This is a genomic window from Streptosporangium sp. NPDC001559, from assembly GCF_042893955.1.
GTDB lineage: Bacteria > Actinomycetota > Actinomycetes > Streptosporangiales > Streptosporangiaceae > Streptosporangium.
Genome location: NZ_JBIAVG010000007.1, coordinates 350,051 through 371,604, shown reverse-complemented (window position 1 = coordinate 371,604; position 21,554 = coordinate 350,051). Strand labels below are relative to the sequence as shown.

At 69.6% G+C, this 21,554-nt stretch carries 23 protein-coding genes; 14 read left to right on the top strand and 9 right to left on the bottom strand.

Going from position 1 to position 21,554, the window contains the following annotated elements:
• Nucleotides 1–2 precede the first annotated feature (2 nt).
• A complete protein-coding gene (locus ACFYY8_RS18715; RefSeq protein WP_390042341.1) occupies nucleotides 3–1,058 on the bottom strand; it encodes a cation diffusion facilitator family transporter in 1,056 nt (351 codons plus the stop codon).
• Between the two features lie 71 nt (nucleotides 1,059–1,129).
• On the opposite strand from ACFYY8_RS18715, the gene ACFYY8_RS18710 reads away from it, so the two are divergent.
• From ACFYY8_RS18710 to ACFYY8_RS18685, 6 genes are all read left to right on the top strand, one after another.
• On the top strand, nucleotides 1,130–1,486 hold the full coding sequence (locus tag ACFYY8_RS18710) for an ArsR/SmtB family transcription factor (protein WP_390042338.1): 357 nt from the start codon (nucleotides 1,130–1,132) through the stop codon (nucleotides 1,484–1,486).
• A gap of 59 nt (nucleotides 1,487–1,545) precedes the next feature.
• Nucleotides 1,546–1,998 carry a MarR family winged helix-turn-helix transcriptional regulator gene (locus tag ACFYY8_RS18705; protein WP_390042336.1) on the top strand — a complete coding sequence of 151 codons (453 nt, stop codon included), beginning with the start codon at nucleotides 1,546–1,548 and terminating at the stop codon, nucleotides 1,996–1,998.
• Between the two features lie 185 nt (nucleotides 1,999–2,183).
• A complete protein-coding gene (locus ACFYY8_RS18700; RefSeq protein ID WP_390042334.1) occupies nucleotides 2,184–2,537 on the top strand; it encodes a DoxX family protein in 354 nt (117 codons plus the stop codon).
• 259 nt (nucleotides 2,538–2,796) lie between these two features.
• A complete protein-coding gene (locus ACFYY8_RS18695; RefSeq protein WP_390042332.1) occupies nucleotides 2,797–3,204 on the top strand; it encodes a hypothetical protein in 408 nt (135 codons plus the stop codon).
• A gap of 9 nt (nucleotides 3,205–3,213) precedes the next feature.
• The gene (locus ACFYY8_RS18690; RefSeq protein WP_390042330.1) at nucleotides 3,214–3,432 is read left to right on the top strand and encodes a helix-turn-helix transcriptional regulator; all 219 of its coding nucleotides are present in this window, start codon (nucleotides 3,214–3,216) and stop codon (nucleotides 3,430–3,432) included.
• A gap of 250 nt (nucleotides 3,433–3,682) precedes the next feature.
• Nucleotides 3,683–4,582: an aminoglycoside phosphotransferase family protein gene (locus tag ACFYY8_RS18685; protein WP_390042328.1), complete on the top strand. Its 900-nt coding sequence runs from the start codon at nucleotides 3,683–3,685 to the stop codon at nucleotides 4,580–4,582.
• Nucleotides 4,583–4,999: 417 nt separating this feature from the next.
• On the opposite strand, the gene ACFYY8_RS18680 is transcribed toward ACFYY8_RS18685, so the two are convergent.
• The 3 genes from ACFYY8_RS18680 to ACFYY8_RS18670 all read right to left on the bottom strand — a co-directional run bounded on the left by ACFYY8_RS18680 (nucleotide 5,000) and on the right by ACFYY8_RS18670 (nucleotide 6,941).
• The gene (locus ACFYY8_RS18680) at nucleotides 5,000–5,596 is read right to left on the bottom strand and encodes a hypothetical protein (protein WP_390042326.1); all 597 of its coding nucleotides are present in this window, start codon (nucleotides 5,594–5,596) and stop codon (nucleotides 5,000–5,002) included.
• A gap of 354 nt (nucleotides 5,597–5,950) precedes the next feature.
• A complete protein-coding gene (locus tag ACFYY8_RS18675) occupies nucleotides 5,951–6,658 on the bottom strand; it encodes a hypothetical protein (protein WP_390042324.1) in 708 nt (235 codons plus the stop codon).
• Nucleotides 6,642–6,941, bottom strand: a complete 300-nt coding sequence (locus ACFYY8_RS18670; protein WP_390042322.1) for a Gfo/Idh/MocA family oxidoreductase — start codon at nucleotides 6,939–6,941, stop codon at nucleotides 6,642–6,644. Before ACFYY8_RS18670 ends, ACFYY8_RS18675 begins: the two co-directional genes overlap by 17 nt.
• Before the next feature lie 299 nt (nucleotides 6,942–7,240).
• Here ACFYY8_RS18670 and ACFYY8_RS18665 point away from each other — a divergent pair, with 299 nt between their 5' ends.
• The 7 genes from ACFYY8_RS18665 to ACFYY8_RS18635 all read left to right on the top strand — a co-directional run bounded on the left by ACFYY8_RS18665 (nucleotide 7,241) and on the right by ACFYY8_RS18635 (nucleotide 14,682).
• Nucleotides 7,241–7,732: a MarR family winged helix-turn-helix transcriptional regulator gene (locus ACFYY8_RS18665; RefSeq protein ID WP_390042319.1), complete on the top strand. Its 492-nt coding sequence runs from the start codon at nucleotides 7,241–7,243 to the stop codon at nucleotides 7,730–7,732.
• Nucleotides 7,733–8,517: 785 nt separating this feature from the next.
• Nucleotides 8,518–8,871 carry a DoxX family protein gene (locus ACFYY8_RS18660; protein WP_390042316.1) on the top strand — a complete coding sequence of 118 codons (354 nt, stop codon included), beginning with the start codon at nucleotides 8,518–8,520 and terminating at the stop codon, nucleotides 8,869–8,871.
• Nucleotides 8,872–8,927: 56 nt separating this feature from the next.
• Nucleotides 8,928–9,578, top strand: a complete 651-nt coding sequence (locus tag ACFYY8_RS18655; protein ID WP_390042314.1) for an LUD domain-containing protein — start codon at nucleotides 8,928–8,930, stop codon at nucleotides 9,576–9,578.
• Between the two features lie 127 nt (nucleotides 9,579–9,705).
• A complete protein-coding gene (locus ACFYY8_RS18650; protein WP_390042312.1) occupies nucleotides 9,706–11,172 on the top strand; it encodes an MDR family MFS transporter in 1,467 nt (488 codons plus the stop codon).
• Nucleotides 11,173–11,746: 574 nt separating this feature from the next.
• A complete protein-coding gene (locus ACFYY8_RS18645; RefSeq protein WP_390042310.1) occupies nucleotides 11,747–11,971 on the top strand; it encodes a hypothetical protein in 225 nt (74 codons plus the stop codon).
• A 239-nt stretch (nucleotides 11,972–12,210) separates the two neighbouring features.
• On the top strand, nucleotides 12,211–14,016 hold the full coding sequence (locus ACFYY8_RS18640; RefSeq protein WP_390042308.1) for a cellulose binding domain-containing protein: 1,806 nt from the start codon (nucleotides 12,211–12,213) through the stop codon (nucleotides 14,014–14,016).
• Between the two features lie 366 nt (nucleotides 14,017–14,382).
• Nucleotides 14,383–14,682, top strand: a complete 300-nt coding sequence (locus ACFYY8_RS18635) for a hypothetical protein (RefSeq protein WP_390042306.1) — start codon at nucleotides 14,383–14,385, stop codon at nucleotides 14,680–14,682.
• Nucleotides 14,683–14,797: 115 nt separating this feature from the next.
• Here ACFYY8_RS18635 and ACFYY8_RS18630 read toward each other — a convergent pair whose 3' ends face one another.
• From ACFYY8_RS18630 to ACFYY8_RS18615, 4 genes are all read right to left on the bottom strand, one after another.
• Complete coding sequence (locus ACFYY8_RS18630; protein WP_390042304.1) at nucleotides 14,798–15,055, bottom strand: hypothetical protein; 258 nt, start codon at nucleotides 15,053–15,055, stop codon at nucleotides 14,798–14,800.
• 263 nt (nucleotides 15,056–15,318) lie between these two features.
• Complete coding sequence (locus tag ACFYY8_RS18625) at nucleotides 15,319–15,495, bottom strand: carbohydrate-binding protein (RefSeq protein ID WP_390042301.1); 177 nt, start codon at nucleotides 15,493–15,495, stop codon at nucleotides 15,319–15,321.
• A gap of 549 nt (nucleotides 15,496–16,044) precedes the next feature.
• Complete coding sequence (locus ACFYY8_RS18620; protein ID WP_390042299.1) at nucleotides 16,045–16,320, bottom strand: hypothetical protein; 276 nt, start codon at nucleotides 16,318–16,320, stop codon at nucleotides 16,045–16,047.
• 38 nt (nucleotides 16,321–16,358) lie between these two features.
• Entirely contained in the window at nucleotides 16,359–17,036 is a 678-nt protein-coding gene (locus ACFYY8_RS18615; protein ID WP_390042297.1) for a hypothetical protein, read from the bottom strand.
• Between the two features lie 521 nt (nucleotides 17,037–17,557).
• Between ACFYY8_RS18615 and ACFYY8_RS18610 the strand changes: the two genes are divergently transcribed.
• Nucleotides 17,558–17,896, top strand: coding sequence for a hypothetical protein (locus ACFYY8_RS18610; RefSeq protein WP_390042295.1), 339 nt, complete (start codon nucleotides 17,558–17,560; stop codon nucleotides 17,894–17,896).
• Between the two features lie 160 nt (nucleotides 17,897–18,056).
• On the opposite strand, the gene ACFYY8_RS18605 is transcribed toward ACFYY8_RS18610, so the two are convergent.
• Complete coding sequence (locus ACFYY8_RS18605; RefSeq protein WP_390042293.1) at nucleotides 18,057–21,236, bottom strand: S8 family serine peptidase; 3,180 nt, start codon at nucleotides 21,234–21,236, stop codon at nucleotides 18,057–18,059.
• Nucleotides 21,237–21,554: the final 318 nt, after the last annotated feature.

Sequence of the window (21,554 nt, the reverse complement as noted above, 5' to 3'; positions counted from 1 at the left end):
GGTCAGGTGTGCGCCGCCAGGACCGCGTGGTGATCGGTGCCCTCCGGCCCGTCGGGATCGGTGTGCACGGTGGCCGCCCGCAACCGGGGCAGTTCGTGGATGAGGTGATGTTCGGCCTCGACCGCCACCGCGTGCGCCCGCACCAGCGACAGTTCGTGGCCGACCACGATGTCGACCTCCGCGTGCAACGCGTGCCCGATCCAGCGCAGCCGTATCGAGCCGACACGCTTCACCCCCGCGACCCGGGCGACGATCTGCTCGGCCTGTTCGACGAGGGAGGGATCGACCGCGTCCATCAGCCGGTGGTAGACCTCCCGGGCCGCGTCCCTCAGCACGAAGCAGATCCCCACCGTGATCAACAGGCCGACGGCCGGGTCGGCGAGCGGCCAGCCGAGCGCGGCGCCGCCCGCGCCGAGGAGGACGGCCAGGGAGGTGAAGCCGTCGGTACGGGCGTGCAGGCCGTCGGCCACCAGGGCGGCCGAGCCGATCTCGCGGCCGACCTTGATCCGATAGCGGGCCACCCACTCGTTGCCGAGGAAACCGACCACGCCCGCGACGGCCACCCAGCCGAGCGCCTGGACGTTCTCGGGGACGATAAGGCGCCTGATCGCCTCATAGGCGGCCATGCCCGCCGAGGCGGCGATCAGGATCACGATGACGATCCCGGCCAGATCCTCCGCCCGGCCGTACCCGTAGGTGAACCGGCGCGTGGCCGCCCGCCGTCCCAGGGAGAAGGCGATCGCCAGCGGGACGGCGGTCAGCGCGTCGGCGACGTTGTGCAGGGTGTCGCCCAGCAGCGCCACCGACCCCGAGGTCGCCACGATCACCGCCTGGGCCAGCGCGGTCACCATGAGCACGGCGAAGGAGATCGCCAGCACACGCATGCCACGGGCGCTGGACTCCAGCGCCACGTCGGTTTTGTCGGCGCTGTCGTGGCTGTGCGGGATGAAGGCGTGCCTGACGCGGGCCAGCGGTCCACGACTCCCGCCGTGCCCGTGCCCATCGCCGTGAGGGTGGGGGTGGTGGTGCGGCTCGTGGGGGGCGTTGTGATCGCTCACGACAGCTCCAGTCTGTGTGAATCGGGGTGAGCCGGTTGGACGGCGGACCGCCCATCCCTCATTATGTGCAAATGAGCGCACGCATGCACCTATCAGGTGCGCATGACTCGCAAGAGCGTGACCAGGGCGAACGCCTGACTGTCGCCGCCGACATCCTGTCCCTGCTGGCCGACCGCACCCGTCTGGCCCTGCTGCGGCGGCTGTCCGAAGGCGAGGCGGACGTGACGACGCTCACCGCCGCCTGCGACCTCGCCCGCCCGGCGGTCAGCCAGCACCTGGCCCGCCTGCGCCTGGCCGACCTGGTCACCGCCCGCAAGGAAGGCCGCCGCGTGATCTACGCCCTGCGCCACGGACACCTGCGGCGTCTGGTGGACGAGGCGCTCAACGCCGCCGACCACCAGCTCGGGCACCTTCCCCCACACGACTGAGCGCGCCCCGAACCACCTCGCCGCCCGGGAACCACGCCGGGCGTGAAATAGTTCAGGGCGTGGCGGATATCCGAATCGAGTGGCCGGACCCAGAGGGCCAGGAGATCGTGGAGCGTCTGTTCGCCGTGGCGGCGGCCCTGCGCGTGAACTTCGAGGAGACCGCCGCCCATGTCGGGCTCACCGTCCCGCAGGCTCAAACACTGATCCACCTCCAGGAGCCCCAGCGCATGGGAGGGGTGGCCGCGCATCTGCGCTGCGAACCGTCCCACGTGACCGCGATCGCCGACTCCCTCGAACGAAGCGGTTTCCTGCGCCGGGAACCGGATCCCGAGGACCGCAGGGCCAAGCGGCTTCTCCTCACAAGCCGTGGACAACAGCTCAGGGACCGCCTCCTGGCCCGCCTGTTCGAAAACGCGCCGATCATCTCGGTGCTCGACGCCGGCCAGCGGACCGAGCTGCTCTCGCTGCTGCGCACGGCCCAGTCGGCGGCCGGGTCCGGCATCCGGCGCTGAGTCCCGGAGGGGCCCGCTTCCACGGTTCGCCCGACGCCGCCGGGCGGTGTCACCGCTGCCTGCCATCCGTTCGCCCTTGACGCGGCGAGACCCTTTGCCCTGGTAGGCCCCCGCTGTCGCGCGAGAAATAACTTCTGATAGAAAACAGTTCAATTATTGAAGTAATCCTCGAGGAGATCGCGGCCATGTTCATCGCCACCGCCGTCCTGTCCGTCCTGCTGGCCCTCGCCTTCGCCGGAGCCGGCTTCCCGAAGGCCTCCGGCAAGGAGGACATGGCGGCGCAGCTCGGCAGACTCGGCGTGTCCGCCGGGTTCATGCGCGTCATCGGCGCACTGGAGATCATCGGGGCTGTCGGCCTGATCGCCGGGCTGTGGGTCGGGGTCCTCGGTGTCGCGGCGGCGATCGGCCTGGCACTCCTCATGGCCGGCGCCGTCGCCACTCACGTCAAGGCTCATGACGCCGCCAAGGGCACCCTGCCCTCCCTGGTCCTGCTGGTGCTCAGCGTGGTCACGGCCGCCCTTGGCCTGGCCGCCCTCTGAGCCCCTCCGCGCGGGGCGTCCACCCCGCCAGGTGTCCGTCTTCGCCCTCCTCGGGAGTGCCTCGGCGGCTCAGGGTGAGGGGCGCCGGATTCGGCACGGGGCCGGGCGAGCGCGGCGGTGGCCGTCGGAGCGGATGGCCAAGGCCGTCTCTCGGCGGGTCAGGGGTCGCCACTCGTTGGGCATCGCCGAAATGTAAAGCACACCTTCCATAAAGTCATGTCTACTTTACTTCGTGGAAGGTGTGCTTTACATTCGTTCCATGGAAAACCAGATGCAGCAGGACCAGCTGACGCGTGCGGCCCGGCGCGCCGTGCTCATCGACGGCATACCCGTGTCCGCTTTAGGGGTGATCGCCCTGGCCCTCGGCAGCGACCCCGACCAGAGCACCGCCCAGAAGGCCTGGTGGATCGCGACCACCATCGTGTTCACCCTCGCGATCGCCTGGGTGCTGCTGCGCGCGTTCCGGCGCGCGGACGAATACCTGCGCAGGATCCAGCTGGAGAGCATGGCCATCGCGTTCGCCGCGGTCCTCGTGGCGCTGCAGGTGGCCACCCTGCTCGACGCCGCGGGTGTCGTCCGGCTCCAGCAGCTCGCGCAGGTGATCCTTCTCGGCGGTGTGGCGACATGGTTGCTGATCGCGGACCTGCGTACCCGCCTGAACCGGTGAGGGCGCACCATGAAGAACCGAATGCGTGAACTGCGGGCGGCCCGCCGATGGAGCCAGGCCGACCTGGCCGACCGGTGCCAGGTCTCCCGGCAGGCCATCAACGCCATCGAGACCGAGCGGTACGACCCCAGCCTGCCCCTGGCCTTCACCATCGCCGACGTCTTCGGCCTGACCATCGAGGAGATCTTCCAGCCCGGCCGACCGGAAACGACGGACAACCCGGCCTGACGCCGAGTCCTTTCAAAAGCCTGCTCATGCCGTACGGCATCCGCCGATGCCTGTTGATCGGTTCGGGCGTCGCCAGGTCAGTTGCGGCGGCGGAAAGCGGGCTCGGGGGCATTGAGCCGGAGGGCGCCACCCTTTGAGCCGGTGCGTGCCCGGGACCACCGGGCACCGCGAGAACTTGGGAGATCGAACCGGGAGCTGGATCTTCCCAAGGCAGGGCTGGCTCCGCCTGCCTCAAGTACTGTGACTTCGCATGATCGAATCCGAGATTGAGATCAGCGAAGATCTGGTCCGTGACCTGCTGCGGGAACAGCATCCGGATCTGGCCGAGCTGCCTATCCGCGAGGTGGCGGGCGGCTGGGGCAACCAGATGTGGCGCCTCGGGGACGAGTTGGCCGTCCGGATGCAGCGGATGGACAACGGCCCCGATCTGCAGCTCAAGGAGCGGCGCTGGCTGCCGGTGCTGGCCCCGCGGCTGCCGCTTCCGATCCCGACCCCGGTGCGGAGCGGTGCACCGTCCGAGCGCTTCCCCAAGATCTGGACCGTCATGACATGGGTTGAAGGCACACCGCTGGACCACGGTTCAATCACCCGCGGAGACCACGCGGCCGACATGCTGGCGGCCTTCCTCAAGGCGCTGCATGTGGAGGCGCCCGCCGACGCGCCGGACGCCTCGGACCGTGGCGGCCATCCCAAGGAGTGCACGGACGGCTTCGAGTACTTCCTGCGGACCGTGGACCTCGGGCGCTTTGCCGAGGACGACCTCCGGGCCGTGTGGGACGACGCGGTCGCGGCTCCCGAGTGGGAGAGCCCGAGGGTGTGGGTGCACGGTGACCTGCATCCCGCGAACGTCGTCGTGGCGGACGGCACGCTGGCGGGCGTCGTCGACTTTGGCGACGTCTTCGCCGGCGACCCGGCGTGGGACCTCGCGGCCGCCTGGGTGCTGCTCCCCGCAAGGGGCGCCTCACGGTTCTTCAACGGCTACGCACAGGCGGATGAGGCGACGATCCGACGGGCGCGCGGGCTGGCCGCGATGAAGAGCCTGTTTTTGATGCTGATGGGCCAGAACGGGGACCGTGGCCTGCCCGGCGGCAAGCCGAACTGGGGGCCCGCAGGCCGGTCGGCACTTGAGCGTGTCTTGAAGGGCCTTTGATCGGGGCATTTGGATCAATCGGGTGGCCGTTAGCGGTAAGCCGGTGCGGGACGTTGTCGATCACGGCATCGCCGGGTGAGCCGAAGCCCGCCCGACGGTCTCCACGGCCAGTGTCGGGCCTTCTTACGGTGGTTTCGGATGCTGGCCGGAATGCCGAGGCAGTTGCGGCCCGCCCTGGGGCACACCTCCCAGTAGCCGCTCCCGAACGTGTCCTCAGCCGCCATCTGGGCCGGTGGCTGGACAGAACTCAGGTTCTGCCCGGTCCTTGGACACGAAGCCCCCGTCGGCTGCTTGCCGAGTGGCCTGGAGCTCGGCCAGTTCGGCGAGCGCGATGACGAACGATCGGCGGGCAGCGCGTCCAGCTCCTGCTGCAAGCGCTCGTAGGCGGCTGGGGACACGTCCGGTAGCGCAGGGCCCTCACCCAGTTCGGGTCACGGTTCCGTCGAGGGTGCGGACGAAGAGCGAGCCGGTGGCTGGGCTGGACTGGTAGTGGTAGGTGGCGGTGGTGACCTTGGTGCTGCCGGCGGCGCACTGGGGGTTGAGCAGGCTGGCGGTGCCTCCCGGGCGGCGGGGGTAGTTGCTGCGGGGCGTGATCGTCCAGGTGTAGCCGCGCCCGGCGACGGCGGCGGTGCCGTTGAAGGCGTCCGGCTGCCCGGCGAAAGTGTCCTCGATGCTGCCGCTGATGACCGCCAGGCCGCCGTTGGGCAGGCTCGGGATCACGCCGCCAAGCACCAGGGCGATCCGGCGCTGGCCGTAGGGGCCGCTGCGGCCGTTCCAGAAGGTGGCCTGCACCGAGCCGGAGAAGCCCGCGGCAAGGGTGGCCGAGCGCCAGTCGGCCTGGTGACCGCCGCAACCCGGGCCCTCGCCGGCCGCCCGGGCTGCGGAGTCGACAGCGGGTGCCGCCTTGACGAAGGAGGAAGCGGCCTGGGCGGGTGTCGGAAAGCCGGGCACGCCGGTCAGAGTGGCCAAGGCGGTGGCCAGGGCCAGGGCGGGCAGGGGCCGCAAGCGGCGCATGGGGGCTCCTTTTCTGGGCGAAGGACGTTTCCGCAGCTGATGAGCGGGCGCTCCGCCCGGGGGTGTCGTGGGGATCGACGGCAACCCGTCGATACAGATCGTAGTTAATTGACTACTGTATGGAAATACTTGAGGCCGGACACACCACCCAGGAGCCACTCCCCCGCAGCGTTTCACCCGGACACCTCCAACCAACCGGCCGCCGGGGAGGATCGGTACGGATTTTGGCGGCAGGGCTGAGGGTGGAGACGTTTCTCCAGCTCACGGCCATCAGTTCCGAGCCGGCCGTGCCGGACAGAATGGTCGTTCCGTCCGGCCATGCTCACGCGTTTCCGCAGGTGGCAGCCTCTGCCGCTAATTTCTGTACTCAGATTCCCCGAAGGCCGACCGGCGGGTCCCCGTTTCCGCGGAGAGTCTGATGGCGTCAAGGAGGCGGTGCAACCGCAGACCGGCGTCGAAGCCGGGGACGCCGCGTGAGCCGGTGCGCAGGTCGAGGGCCAGCCGGGCATACGTCTGGGCCACGTTGAAGGACTCCTCGGCCGGATCGATCCCGGAGATCCAGCGGTATCGGCTGGGGATCGGCAGTTCCCGCCACGTGGCGTCCGAGGCGTCCGTCCCGAGCAGGCGCAGTTCACCGATCTGGATGCCCGCCGGGCCACCCGCCGCGGTGGAGACGATGGCGAGGTCCGCCGTGGTACCGGAGATCTCCAGGCGGGTCCGGGCGTCGGTCCTCTTGGCGTCGTGGATGTGAGCGGACACGACAGCACCGTTGACGAGGGTCGCGTTGAGGAGGAGGTGGTCCGGGCTCGTCGCCTCGACCATCTCGCCGGTTTCGGCGACGGTGGAGACGGGGTGTTGCAGGGACAAGGTGGCCGACAGGTCGCTGATGCCGCCCAGCAGGTGCTGCAGCACGTCCAGCGTGTGCCCGCGCCCGTGTCGCGGTCGAGGGTGTAGGCGGCCCAGGCGGGGATTCGGCTCCCGGCCCCCTTGCCCCGGGCGGCGTACACGGTGGCCGAGGTCAAACGTCCCAGGTGGCCGTCCGAGATCAGATCGCGGGGGCACAGCGCGCCTGCAGTCCGACCGCGTGGTGGACGCCCGTACTGTGGGCCGACTTCGTGAGGGTGTCGGCCTCGTCGGTGGTCCTGGCCAGCGGCCACTCGCAGTACACGTGCTTGCCGGCCGCCAGCGCGGCCTCAACGAGTTCGGCGTGTGCGGGAACCCTGACGGTGATGACGACCAGGTCCACCTCGGGGTGCTCGGCGAGGTGCCGAGTACCTGAACGGCGCCGATCGGTGCGCCCGCGTCCCCGCCTCGGGGCTTGGGTGCTGGTGAACTCGGTCGTCAATCCTCGTTGGCGGAGGCTTCGACGGAGTCGGCGAGGGCGACCGGGAGCAGCGTCAGTTGGGTCATGGTGTAGATCTCCGTCTTCAGGGCGGGTGGATTGAGAGGCGGTCGCGAGGTGTGAATCCGGCGACCTCGTTCTCGATCCGCTCAGACGGGGCCTCGGTACGCCTTCGTGATCTCGACCCGTGACAATCGCGACCGGTCCTGCTTCCGGGTGACCATCAGCCGGGCCCGACGTGCGTCGCTGTAGAATAGTTCACTCACCGAAGTAATGCCGGGGGTGTGGAGATCATGGCGGAGATGCGGATCGAATGGCCGGACCCGGAGGGCCAGGAGATCGTGGAGCGTCTGTTCGCCGCGAATGCGGCTTTGCGGGCGCACTTTGAGCAGGTAACCGCTGCCATCGGGCTCACCGTGCCGCAGGCCCACACGGTGATTCAACTGCAGGAGCCGCAGCGCATGGGGACGATGGCCGGTCACCTGCACTGCGAGCCGTCACACGTCACCGCGATTGCCGACTCCCTCGAAGATGGAGGCTTCCTGTTCAGAGAGCCGGATCCGGGCGACCGCAGGGCCAAGCGGCTTGTCCTCACGAAGGCCGGGCAGGAGCTCAGGGGGCGTCTTCTGAAGCGTCTGTTCGAGGGGGCGCCGGTCATCTCAGCGCTTGACGCTGAGCAGCGGGCCGGTCTGCTCGCGATGCTCCGTATGGCCCAATCGAGCGGTGGGCACCAAACCTTGCGCCGGTTCCCTGCTGCGGCGGGCGACGGCTCCTGCTCTCCGCTTCCGTCATAGACCCGGGCCGTCCGTGTGCCAGATATGGCCGTGTCACCGCCGATCGGCGATCATGACCAAGCGAGGGTGGCTCAAGTGGTGATGGCCTTCCCCTTCCCGGGTTGCCGCCCGGGGTGGCGGCATGGCCTGCTCCACGCTGATCGCCATCACGGAACTCACGCCTTGAACCGCATGCCGATCACCGACGACCTCGCCATGAGCCTCGGTCGGTCGCGGTGCGGGGGCCGGTCTCGGCGGCCGAAGGTTGGCGCTTAGCAGCGTTTCGCCAGGTCAGCGGCTATCGAGTACAGCCGTTTCCGGCTGAGCTTCCACATTCCGTTACCGTCCTGCCGTACGAGCGGCTGGCTCCGCGCCCTGGAGACCACCCGGGCTTGCCGACCCTGGTCAGCCGAATAGGCCGCCAGCCGGGCGACTCCCTGTCGACGCTTCTCCGGTGCCCCCACGTCCCAGGCTGGACCGAGGGAAGCGCTCCGGCAGGAGGTGTGATCACCACGATCTCGTCGGCACTCACCCTGAGCAGGTGTTGTTTCCTCGCGCACCGGATCATGCGAGCGCGGCGGCCGAGCGCCGACCTCCCGGGTGGCCTCCCTTGTCGGCGCCTTTCACGCACACGATGTCATCGCCGCCGACGCAGACAACCCCTGCGTGGAAGGGGTTCACGCTGCCGGTTCCTGCGACCGTTCTCGCGCCGTGGAGGTCACCTGGGCGGACCCGTTTTGCGTCCAGAAATAATTTCAGCTACAACATAGTTCAGTCGCTGAAGTAAATCGGGAAAGGTCCCGCCCATGTTCGTCGCCACCGCGGTCTTGTCCGTGTTACTGGCACTGGCCTTCGCCGGAGCGTCCGTTCCGAAGCTCTCCGGTAAGGACGCCATGGCCGCCCAGCTCCACAACCTCGGGGTATCGGCCGGGTTCATGCGCGTCATCGGCGCGCTCGAGGCGCTCGGCGCCGCCGGACTGATCGTCGGGCTGTGGATCGGAGCCCTCGGGGTCGCCGCGGCGACCTGCCTGGCGCTGCTGATGGCAGGCGCCGTCGCCACCCACATCAAGGCCCGCGACACCGCCAAGAACACCGCTGGTTCGCTGGTTCTGCTGGTGCTCAGCGCGGTCACGGCCGCGCTGGCACTGGCGGCTCTCTGAGAGAAGCCGACGACCGAGCCCCACCACCTGCCCACAACACCGATCAAGGACTTGTCATGACCTCAACCACCAAGACCGAAACCGGCCTCGACATCGACACCCGCTTCGAACAGCCCGCCACCGAGACGCAGCTCCAGCGGACCGCGGCGGCCCTGCGGGACAAGGGCCACACCGTCGAAGTCGTCGACACCGCGGCCGAGGCCCGCGCCCTCGTCAACCAGCTGCTGCCCACCGGCAAGAGCATCCTCACCGCCGCCAGCGAGACGCTGCGCCTGTCAGGACTGGACGACGACATCAACGCATCCGGCAGGTTCGACACGATACGTCCCGAGCTCATGCGCCTGCGCGAGGAAGGGCGATTCGACGAGATGCGCGCCCTCGGCGCCGCCCCCGACGTCGTTGTCGGCAGCGTGCACGCGGTGACCGAGGACGGGCGGTTGCTGACCGCCTCGGGCAGCGGAAGCCAACTGGGCCCCTACGGCTTCGGCGCGGGCCAGGCCATCTGGGTCGTCGGCGCCCAGAAGATCGTGCCCGACCTCGACACGGCGCTGCGCCGTATCGAGACCTACGCCTACCCGCGCGAGGACGCCCGCGCCCGAGTGGCTTACGGCGCCCCCGCCCTGCTCTCCAAGATCCTCATTCTCGGCAAGGAGATGTTCCCCGGCCGCGGCACCGTGGTCCTCATCCGCGAGCCCATCGGGTTCTGACCACCCCGCATTTGGGTGAGGACCACATGACCGGCTTCGCCTCAAACGACGTGCTCACCATTGACGTCTACCCGGCTCAGCAGGCTGACGGCAGACCCCCGGCCGGTGGGCGGACAGGAGCGACACCATGCTGAAACGGGTGCCCTACAAGTGGCTGGTCGCCACCGCGTTCGTGTTCGGCCTGTTCATGGAGATCCTCGACATGACGGTGCTGAACACCGCGCTACCCGCGCTCGGCCGCCATTTCGACGCCGGGACCGAGACACTGCAGTGGCTGGTCACCGGCTACCTGGTCAGCATGGCGGTGTTCATCCCCGCCTCGGGATGGGTCGCCGACCGGTTCGGCACCAAGCGAACGTTCCTGTTCGCGCTCGCGGTCTTCACCGCCGCCTCGGTCTGGGGCGGCCTCGCCGGCTCCCTCGGGGAGCTGATCGTGGCCAGGGTCGTCCAAGGCGTCGGCGGCGGCCTGCTCACCCCGGTTGGCACCGCGATGCTGTTTCGGGCCTTCCCGCCGTCCGAGCGGGCCAAGGCCTCAGCGGTGCTGTCCATACCGACCACCCTCGCCCCGGCCCTCGGCCCGGTACTCGGCGGGTGGATGGTCGACAACATCAGCTGGCGGTGGATCTTCTTCATCAAGGTCCCGATCGGCGTACTCGGTCTCCTGTTCGCGATGGCGGCCCTTCGCGAGGAACGCGCCGACCACCCTGGCCGCTTCGACGTCGCCGGGTTCCTGTCCGGCGGCACCGCGCTCGCGCTGCTGCTGCTCGGGCTCGACGGCGGCGCCCGCGAGGGATGGACCGGCGCCGCCGTACTGGTGCCGCTGGGAACAGGCCTCGCACTGGCGGCCGCGTTCACCGCGATCGAACTGACCCGCGCCGAGCCGATGATCGATCTGCGCCTGCTGAAGGACCGTCTGTTCCGGGCCGGCAACCTGCTGATGCTGCCGGCGTCGGGGGCGCTGATGGGCGCGTTGTTCATCGTGCCGTTGCTTCTGCAGTACCAGATGGGCGTTGACGCGACCGGCTCCGGCCTGGTCACGATGTTCCAGGCGCTGGGCATGATGGCGGCCCTCCCGCTGGCGGGACGGCTCTACCCACGGCTCGGCCCCCGCCGCCTGCTCGCGACCGGATTCGCCGTCATCGCCATCGCCCTGGCATCACTGGTGATGGTCGGCCCCGGCACGAGTCTGTGGGCGGTGCGGTTGCCGCTGCTGGCCATGGGGGCGGGTATGGCGCTCACCATCATCTCGCTGCAAGCCGCCACCTTCGCCACGATCACCCCAGAGGCGACCGCGCGAGCGTCATCGGTGTTCTCCACCACGCGTCAGGTCGCCAGCGCCGCGGGTGTCGCCGTGGTCGCCACATTGCTCACCACGCGAACCGAGTCCAGGCTGGGCGACCTCGGCTCCCGCGCCGCCGATCTCGCGGGCAGGCAGGAAGCGCTCTTCGCCGCCTACCATGACATCTTCCTCATCACCGCCGCCCTCGCACTGCTCGGATTCCTCATCTCCCTGCGCGTGCGAGACAGCGACGCCATCGCCAGCATGCGGCCGACGCACGCAGCAAAGGCCGCCCCCCGTGAGCGGTCCACGTAGTACTCCAGAAGAACCGACCCGCGCCAGTCCGTCGGCGATGGTGGCAGCGACCAGGGCTCGTCCCGAGGCCGCGTCGAAGAACACCTCAACGCGCACCTGATCGCCACCTGGGATCCCTTCGTGCCCGACCCGACCACCGGCCGCACTGCTTGCCTGACCGACCTGGCCCGCCACTGGACCGGCCGGTGGCCATCACCGGTCCGCTGGTCCGGCACGTGCTCACCGACGTTCAATGGGCCGGCATCGTCGGTGCCGCCGGGATCGCACTCTACGGAGACGACGAAGCCTGCCGATGGATCGCCATCCGCCACACTGCCGACCACGTTCACATCGTCGCGACCCTCACCCGCCAGGACGGCGGGAAACCCAACCTGCGCGGCAACTGGTTGGCGATGCGCGCCACGTGCTGCCGAGCCGAAGCCAGATACGGGCTACGCCGTACGGCTTCACCGAACACGGGGGCGGCTGACCTCACTGACATCAAGTCCGCGCGCAACAATCCGGTCGCAGGTCTCTCGCATCCGGTACCGGTTGCGGGGACTCGTCCGCCCTGCCGCACGAGGGTGGCCACCAGGTGCATGTGGTCGCGGGCGCGTCGGAGTGCGATCCGTCGGCAGGCTTCGACGTCGCCGAGCGGGGGCAAGCCGTACTGCACCAGCACGTCGATCAGTGCCTGCACGGGCATGTCGGCCTGGTGCGGGTGGCGCATCGGTCGGCCGACGTTGAGCACGTAGTGGGTGCGCCGCCCGGCCGGGACCCGCCGCAGGAACTGTCAATCCGCGAACGCCGCCGTGTATGAAGTACCGCCTGCCCTGCGCTAACGAAGGTGTCGCAAGGCCGGGGTTCCGGCTTCCACCGCCTGACGTGCGGTCTCCGGCTGACGCGACCCGTTTCCGCCGTATTCCGGTGGCGCCCCAAGGCGAGCGTGACTCGGCGGACACGCGGGCGACGCCGGACGTTCAACAATTGCCTTGCTCGCCGGGTTTCAAGATCAGTTAGTGTCCACGGAGGCAAGATCCCTCCGGAAGGAAAAACCCTTTGCCTCTCGCATGGAAGCGCAGACTGACCCTGGCCTGCGCCGCACTCACCCTGCCCCTGACGGCGATTCCCGCCCAGGCGGAGACAGCGGGTCTGGCACCACTCCTCGAAGCCGGCCCGACGGCCGTCGGAGGAGACCACTACATCGTGGTCGTCAAGAAGTCGGCAGCCCTGTCCGGGGAGTTACGCGCGTCGCTGGAGCGTGACGCGGTCGTCGAAGGCGGTCAGATCACCCACCGCTACTCCAAGGCCATCGCCGGTTTCGCCGCCGTCCTGCCCGACGACGCCCTCGACGCGGTCCGCGCCAACCCGGCCGTGGCCTACGTCGAGGCCGACTCGGCGATCAGCGGCCAGACGGTCCAGCCCAACCCGCCGAGCTGGAGCATCGACCGCGTCGACCAGCACAACCTGCCGCTGGACAACAGCTTCACCTACACCACGACCGGTGCGGGCAGCACGGCGTTCATCGTGGACAGCGGCATCCGCACCACGCACACCGAGTTCGGCGGGCGGGCGTCCTTCGGCGCCAACTTCGTCGAAGACGGCAGGACCGACGACTGCCACGGCCACGGCACGCACGTGGCGGGCACGGTCGGCGGCGCCACCTACGGCATGGCCAAGGCGGTCAACCTGGTGGCCGTGCGCGTGCTCAACTGCGCCAACAGCGGCCTGACCAGCGACCTGGTGGCGGCCATGGACTGGGTCGCACTCAACCACCCGGCGCGCTCGGTGGCCAACTTCAGCCTCCAGGGCTACGGCACGGCCGCCAACGACGCCGCCGAGGGTCTGATCGACTCTGGCGTCCAGACCGTGTTCATCGCCAACAACTACAACACTGACGCCTGCACCAACGCGCCGCGCTCGCCGCGCGGAATCGTGGTCGGGGCGACGGACATCACCGACCAGAAGGCGACGTTCTCCTCCTACGGCACCTGCGTGGACGTGTTCGCGCCCGGTGTCTCCATCACCTCCTCGATCAACACCGACGACAACGCCTCAGGCTCCTGGTCCGGCACGTCCATGGCCGCCCCGCACGTGACCGGCTGGGTCGCCCGCTACCTCCAGGACAACCCGACGGCGACGATGGCCGACACCAAGGCCGCACTCATCAGCAGTTCCACCAAGAACGTGCTGACCAACATCGGCGACGGCTCGCCCAACCGGCTGCTGTACGCCGAGCCCGGTACCACCCCGGTGGAGGAGGTCCCGCCGAGCACGCCGGGGACCCCAGTGGCGAGCAACCTGACCTCCCGCGCGGTCACGCTCACCTGGACCGCCTCCACCGACAACGTCGGTGTCATCGGCTACGACCTGTTTACCGGCTCGGGCCAGCCCGTCGGCACCTACCCTGGCGCCAGCGCGGCGCTCACCGGGCTCAGCCCGAACACCACCTACACCTACTACGTACGGGCCCGTGACGACGCGGGCAACGTCTCGAACCCGTCCGGAACGGTCAGCCTGACCACCCCGGCCGATCCGGGCGTCGGCGCCTGCAAGGTGACCTACAACCTGGCCTCGGAGTGGTCCAACGGCTTCAACGCCGACATCACCTACACCAACACCAGCCTGAACACGGTCACCGGCTGGACCATCGCCTGGTCCTTCTCGGCCGGCCAGCACGTGAACAGCGGCTGGAACGCCGTCTGGAGCCAGAACGGCGCCAACGTGGCGGCCGACAACCTGAACTGGAACAAGACCGTGGCTCCCGGCGAGTCCGTCTCGGTTGGGATCAGCGGCAGTCACACCGGCACCAACCCGGCGCCGACCGCCTTCACCGTGAACGGCTCGGCCTGCACGGTGGGCTGACGGCACGGCAGTGGATGAGGGAGGCGGCGGGCCATGGTGCGCGCCGCCTCCTACCGTGTGCGGGGCCAGGGCGATGCCCTGCCGGGCCGTGGTATGCGGGGTCAGGGCAGCGGCCCGCCCAGCCTCAGCCGATCGCCGCGCCGCAGGCTCTCGCGGATCGTCCAGATGCGCTCGTCCACGACCGTGTCAGCGGTGGTCATGCACCTGCCAGCGCGCAGGACGGTCGAGCGCCCTTCGGGGACTCGTCGGCGCCGGTTCGAATCGGGCCGGGAGCCGTGAGGTTTTGGGCGTGCGGCCTTTCGGCCAGGACCCCACGACGCGGCGCCCCGTTGTCTCCTGCGTGGAGGACGGCGGGGTGTTTTCGTCATGTCTGGGCCGGTGCGTAGGATCGCCTCGCACCAGCACCACCCCGGGAGATCCGCCGCGTCCGACTACGACTTCCCTGACGACCTCATCGCCGCGCAGCGCGCCTTCTGGGAGGCAGACGCCCAGGTGAAAGAAGTCACGGACCGGCTGCCGTCCTCCATCGCGATCGCGGCGGGGGAAGCGGAGATCTCGTCCGAGCAGCACGAAGAGCTGGACCGGGTGCGGGCGGCCCGGCTGGAGGCCCTGGACGCGCTCAACAACCACCCATGGTGGGGCGGCCCGACCGAGAGAAGGCGTTGAAGAAGGCCGCCGGGGAGAAGAGCTGATCGGCTTACAGCGGTCGGCCTGTGGGCCTGAAAGGAGCCTCACCGCAGGGTGAGGGCTCTCCAGTGAGTGGCTCCTCGCGCGCGGTGGCTCAGACGTAGTAGAAGCCCTTGAAGTACCAGCCATTGCTGCGGAGCTCGCACTGGCCGACCCAGGCGTACTCCTCCAGGCGCTTAGCGGTGAGATCCCGATCCACTTGGCACTGCTCCAAGGTGGCGAAGGGGCCGTGCGCGAACCCGGGGGGAGGCTCGCCTGGAGGGGTGGCGAGGGCGGGGGCCGCGCCGACCAGGGCGGCGGTACCCAGTGTCGCCGCGAGCAGGGCTGCGGCTGATAATCGGCGGATCTTCACGGTGACTCTCCTCGATGGGGTGGGGGAACACCTTCAGATGAGCACCGATCGGCCAGGGCGGGGAGCTCTCGGTTTCCCATATTTCGGCTGCATGGCGTGCCGTCTGCGGGCGGTTTCGCCGGGCCTGAACAGGAGACCGACATACGGCGTGGACGGCGATACAGAAGGCTGCTCGGGAGTAACCGGCCGGCCGCTGCCAGACGCTCGATCTCGGGCCTGAACAGAAGAAGGCCCGCCCCTTCCGGAGCGGGCCTTCGGCGACGCTACTCCACGAGCGCCCACAAGGGGGGAACGTTGGGGGGCTCCCACCCGGTGCGGGAGGTGTGGGCCTGACGGCACTGGTAGAGGTGGCCGCCGTACATGACGAGGTCTCCTACTTTGTAGGCGACGCCTGGCTCCCAAGCGGTGACATCACGGACGGAGCTAAGCGGCGCGTTCACTGCGCCAATGGATACGGCGGCGGTCGCGGGCGCGGCACCGGACAAAGCACTGACGCCGAAGGCGAGCGTGAGTACTGCTGCGGCGTGCAGTGTGCGGATCTTCACCAAGGGGCTCCTCGACGAGGCGGGGTGATCGCCTCAAGATGACCATGAAATGCCGGAGTCGAGGAGCTAACGCTTTCTCATATTTCGGTCGCATGGTTCCGCTCCGCGACCTACCGGGCCGGGCCTGAATCAGCTGCCACCTGGTCGGCTGTCACGCCGCCCTCATGTCCGGCCACCGCGGCTTTCAGCACCGCCTGGTGCACCTGCTCAACGGTGCGGTCTTTGAGAGGGACGGGTGAGCCGGTCAGAACGTCGTGTCGACTGAACTAAATCATGAATTTCCGCAGGTCAGTGGCCATATGGGCGGGTTCGCTGCTACTTTCCCCGCATGGTCGATCGGGAGAGCAACCGCCGGGACCTATCGACATTGATCATGCCGCAGCGAGACCGACCTCGTCGGTCATCACTCCGCCGGGCCCCGCCACGAGCCGGCCCTCGTACCATTCAATCGCCTCCCCATCCCGCTCCTGCTTCCTGGCCGGCCTGTCGGATGGGGTGGACCTCCTGGTTCAGGCGGGCAGTTCCCAGCGTGGCCTTGTCGTAGGCATCGGCCGGTGACAGCGCCTGCGGCCCTTCGCCGGCCGCGTCGGACCGGCGCCGCTGGGCCAGATACTCCAGGACCGGGGCGCCGGTCAGCACGGTCTGCGGGATGCCGTTGGCGTCCGGCACGGAGGCCACCTGCAGCAGGGGCCGGGCCAGTCCTTCGTGCGGTGCCCGCACCGCATCGGCGGCCGCAGGCGACCGGGGCCGTCGTGGGCTCAAGCCCGGTCAGGGCTGAGCGTGAGGGCCTGGTCGAGAGCGCGGGTGTGCTCGGGTCCGGCCAGGATGGCCATGGCAGCCTGCTGACGCCGGTGCAGGGCCTTTGCCTGAGCGCGCAGGGCGCGCAACCGGGCACGCATGCGCAGCCGGCTCCGCCATGGGTGCCAGAGCGCCTGCAGGAGCAGCTGGGTGGTCGCCTCCAGGTAGTCATCGCCGGCGGTGACAAGCGCGTCAAGGCCCGCCTCATCCAGGGCGCCGCCGAGGCGAGAGTCGATGAGGCGTAAGACCTCGCCCTGGAACGCCTGTTCCTCACCGCCGCCCGCGAAATCCAGAACTCTGCGGGGCACACCTGCCGACAGCGCGCTCACGACGAGGCCATCGAGTGCTTCGCGCAGCGCGCGTTCGGCGTCCATGCCGTCCTCAAGGAGCACCGACAGCCTGAAGTGGTCTGAGACGAGCAGGCGTTTGCCCGCCACGTACCGACCCCCTCGCCCGTTCCCGGCCCCCCTCGGTGCGATGTCGCGGACGCCGGCCCGTACCGCGGCGACGCGCTGCAGCCGCTGCTGCACTTCGGCGCGCAGATGGCGCCGCTCATGGTTACGCGACAGATACGTGGTCACCGCGGCGCCCACGATGCCGCCGGCAGTGGTGTACACCAGATCGATCAACTCAGCCATCGCCACCACCTTCCGGCGCGCCGGACACGCGGCTTTGCGCGAGTGGTTGTTCCCTGCCGTGCGCGCGGAGATCGGGCGCAAGATCCATTCCCGCATTCTCACTGAAACGCCTCAAGGAACGCCAATCCGCGGGGGTCTGCGCTCCGCCTCGCCTTCGGCGAGGGTCTGCTCACCCTGCAGACGCCGGTCGGCCGGTAGGGCCTCGCGCGCCCGCGCGTAAAGCGCTGCGAAAACTCAGGAAACCCCTCTGCGCGGCCGGCAGCGGGCGTGTCGTAGGCGCATCTCGACACCGAGAAGGCCGCTTTGCGCCACCTGTTTGTCCGCCGGCCGAAGGGAAGGGCACGTGAGCGAACACGGCATCGCCTACGTTCAGGGACTCCAGCTCGCCGATCCGACCGTCGAACGCGTGTTGCTGCTGCCGGCCGAACGCACGGACACCTGGGACGAGGAGCAGCCGCCGGTGATGGGGCTTCAGTTGCGCGACGCCGACATCCCGCGGCCCGCCGCCGAGGCGAAGATGGGTGCGTGCACTGAAGAGCACGGTCCGGACGGACGTGCTCGAACACGGCGACGGCGTGTGGGAGACCGTCTACGGCTCCTCCTACACCGGCCGCACCCGCGCCGCCCCGGCGCGGCCTGCCGATGCGTCGATCGGCGCCATCCAGGCGTTCACCATGCCGGGCTGGGAGTGGGGCTACGACGTCGGCCTGGGACACCTGTACGCCCAGCTGTATCGCAACGACGATGACCGCGACGCCGCACCGCGTATCCGGATCACCCCGCCCGGCCATGTCGCCACGACGGTCGACGAAGGTGAGTCCGCGCCGGGGGAATCGACGAGGTACGGCCCGTCTCGGTGACCGCCCTGGGCGCCGGGGCCGAGTACGCGACCTGGCCTGGAGGAGTGTCGCCCGGCACCCTGTGGCCGTCCGCGGAGGGGAAGAACGGCTTGCCCGGGGCTTCGTACATCCGAGTCCCGGGCACGCCGTTCTCAGTCCCGGGCACGCCGTTCTCAGGGGCTCAGCCGACGGCGTAGGCGCGGGTGATCGTCTGCGTGACGCCGTCGCCGGCGGAGTCTGTCACCGTGGCGCGCAGTGAGACGAATCCCGGCGTGCCGGGGTTCGTCAGAAGGGCCGTCCACCCCGCCCGGGAGGGGATCGCGGGGACCGGACGCCAGGTCGCGCCGTCGTCGAAGGACGCCTCCAGCTTGATCGACCTCGCCTCGGCACCGGGCGCTCCGGGGTTCCTCTCGACCCAGACGGGCAATCTGGTCAGCGACCGCGGCCTGGCCCGGTTGAGGTCGTCGAGGCCGGCCAGCGCGTAGCGTACGGCCATCAGGGGCAGCGGTCGCGGCGTGGCCGTACCGGCCGAGTGGAAGGTCCAGACCGCGTCCACCGCGGTGGACAGCGTCGCGTTCGGCACCTGCCTGCGTGCCGCGGCGGTGAGGGTGTAGGCGGCGGCGTCCGGGGGGAGCTTCGCCGTCAGGCAGTTCCTCACCTGAACCGCGCAGTCCGCCAGGTCGGCCCTGGCGACCACCTTGGTGTCCCGGGTCAGGGTGACGTCGCCGGTGACGGAGGCGTCGGTGCCGGTCCGCCCGGCCACGCCGTCGGTGAACAGACCGCCGGAGGAGAAGGTCAGCTCATCGCCCGTCCGGGCGCCGCCGGAGGTCGCGAACGCGGGACCGGTCACCGCGGGATTCCACAGCTCGCGGTGAGGTCCGCCCGCCGGGTACCGGTCGGTGCCCGTCGTCGAGAGGGTGCCGGACCGCAACTGAGAGTCCCAGACGAACCCGGGGGTGCGGTAGTGGGTCATGGTGCCGGGCAGGTTGACGTCACGCGTCGGATACACGTTCGATGAGCCGGACTCGGGGAAGAGGGGGCCCAGGGCGACCTCTCCCTTGGCGGCCACACCGGACGCACGGTAGGTCGCGGTCACCTTGACGAGGTCACTCGTGCGCGCGGTGTAGGAGGGATCGTCCGGGATGCCGCCGGTGCGATGGTCGACGAGGTCGTAGCGGTACGGACTGGGAACGGTGTCCTTCTTGTGCCATACGGTCCTGGTCATGTAGCTCAGTCCGGCCTGGCGGCTCGGAAGCACGAAGAAGGACCGGTTGGGGTCGGCCCAGGCGATCCACGCGAAGTTCCAGGACCCGTTGGCCAGGGCGAACTCCAGGACCTGGTCGGGTACGGCGGTCGGCTCGTCCAGCGAGAACCGGACCTGCCTGCCCTGGCGCGCGTCCAGTGTGATCCGCCGGTCGCCGTCGACCTTCACCGGCATGTGCGCGGTCGTGATCGCGATCGTGGACTCGGTCACCACCTCCGCGTAGAGATTCCACTCCCCTTCGGGTAGCCGGACCTTGGCCGCCCCGTCCCTGAAGGGCAGATACTCCTGAGCGCCGGTCTTGAGGTTGTACATGTGCCCCTGGACGACGGCGGAGCCGCCGTCGAGACCGGTCGCGGTGATGGTCACGTCGTGGGACTTCGGCTCCACGTACGCGCCCGCCAGGGTGCGCAGGACGGTGCCGCCCGATGTGACCGTGATGATTCCGGGGTAGTCTCCCGGCGCCTTCCCCTCGGCGTCGATTGTGAGGGTGAGCGAGGACTCTCCTCCGGCGGGCACCTCAAGCCGCTGGACCGGCAGCTTCAGTATGTCGACGTCGGTGGTGAGGTCCAGGGTGACCGGGACGTCGCCGGAGTTGGCGTAGGTGAGGGTCCTGGTCGTCTTCCGGCTGCCGGACTCCTGCCAGGGGAAGACCGCCCAGAGATCGGCCGATGGCGAAACGACCGGCTGCGCCAGCGCGCGGACCAGGTCCACCCGCCCGGTGCCCTGCTCATACGGCGTGGCGCCCGCGGTGGGCGCGGCGGTGCCGGTCAGCGCCGCCTTGAGCCGTTCGCCGTTCCAGTCAGGGTGGCGCTGGGCGAGGATCGCGGCGGCCCCCGCCACGTGCGGGGCGGCCATTGAGGTGCCGCTGTGCGCGGCGTAGGGGCCCTCGGCGGTGCCCTCGGCCGCCGCGGCCACGATGTCGACGCCGGGGGCGGTGAGGTCCGGCTTGATCGCGTGGTCGCCCACCCGGGGCCCGCGGCTGGAGAACTCGGCGATCTGGTCCTCCCGATCGACGGCCCCGACGGTCAAGGCCGCCTCAGCGCTGCCCGGGCTGCTCACCTTGCCGCGCCTGCCTTCGTTCCCCGCGGACACGACGAACAGCGCGCCGGTCCGGGCCGACAGCGTGTTCACCGCCTGCTCCAGGACGTCGATGTCCGGTGTGTCCTGCCCGCCGATGCTCACGTTGATGATCTTGGCCTTGACCTCGGAGGCGGCCCATTCCATGCCCGCCAGCAGGGCGGAGTCGGTCACCCCGTTCTCGTCCCCCACCTTTCCGAGGGCGATCTTGACATCCGGCGCCACACCCCGGTACTTCTCCCCGGCCCCCGCGATGATCGAGGCGACGTGCGTGCCGTGGCCCTCGCCGTCTCGCATGTCGGGGGCGTCGCTGAAGTTCCGCGCTTGGGTGACCACGCCCTTCAGATCCGGATGGTCGGTGTCGTAGCCGCTGTCGAGCACGGCCACCGTGACGCCCTTGCCGGTCAGGCCCTGCTTCCACGCCTCCGGGGCGCCGATCTGCTTGACGCTCCGGTCGAGGCTGAACGGGCGACGGCCGTCGAGCCAGAGTTTGGTCCTGCCCGCGGCCAGGGCCCGGGGGCCGTCGATCAGGTCCTTCCAGGTCTCGCCGGCGTGTGACTTGGGGAGGCGCAGGGCCGTCATGCCGAGATCGGCCAGCTGCCTGGTCTGCCGCGCGGCTCGCGGGGCGGGCGCGAGTCCCTGGGCCGACTGCGCGATCACCGGGATGTCGGCCCTGTCCGCGTCGCCGTACCGCCATTCAAGAAGCTGGGTGACGTCGAACAGCCGTTCGTCCAGCACCCCCTCGGCCACCAGCGGCATCGCGTCGGAGGGGAGGACGAGGAGATGGCCGCCGCGTCGCTGTACGGCGTAGCGCACCTTCCTGCCGGGCCCCGGCTCCACCCGGTGACTCCTGCCGGTCACGACGACGCGGTCGCCGGTCACCAGGGTCACGCTGCTGGTCTGCTGTGTCGTCCGCCCTTCTCCTACGACGTTCTCCCCTTGGGGAACGGGATCCTGGACAACCGTGACGCCGACCGCCACGGTCAGAATCGCGGCCATCAAGCCACTGCCCAAGCTCATGCGCACCTCTCGATTCAAAGGAAAAGGATCTATCCGTTCCCCTTGGGCAGTTGGCCGCATTTGGTTACAGGCCGCCCCGGCCGCCGCCGAGCACGTCCGCACCCGGCGCGCCCGCGGCGCCGGATCCCGTGGTGGGACAGGGAGTCACGCGAGGTGCCGTTCCGCCGCTCCCGCGTAGGAGCTGAGCGGCCGGATCAGGGAGTCGGCTGCCAGCCGCTCGTCGATGTGGGCCATCACGAAGATCGGGGTGAACGTCGGGATATCGAAGTCCGGCCACCGCGACCAGTCCGGCTCACCTCGGGTGCCGAACTCGTCGCC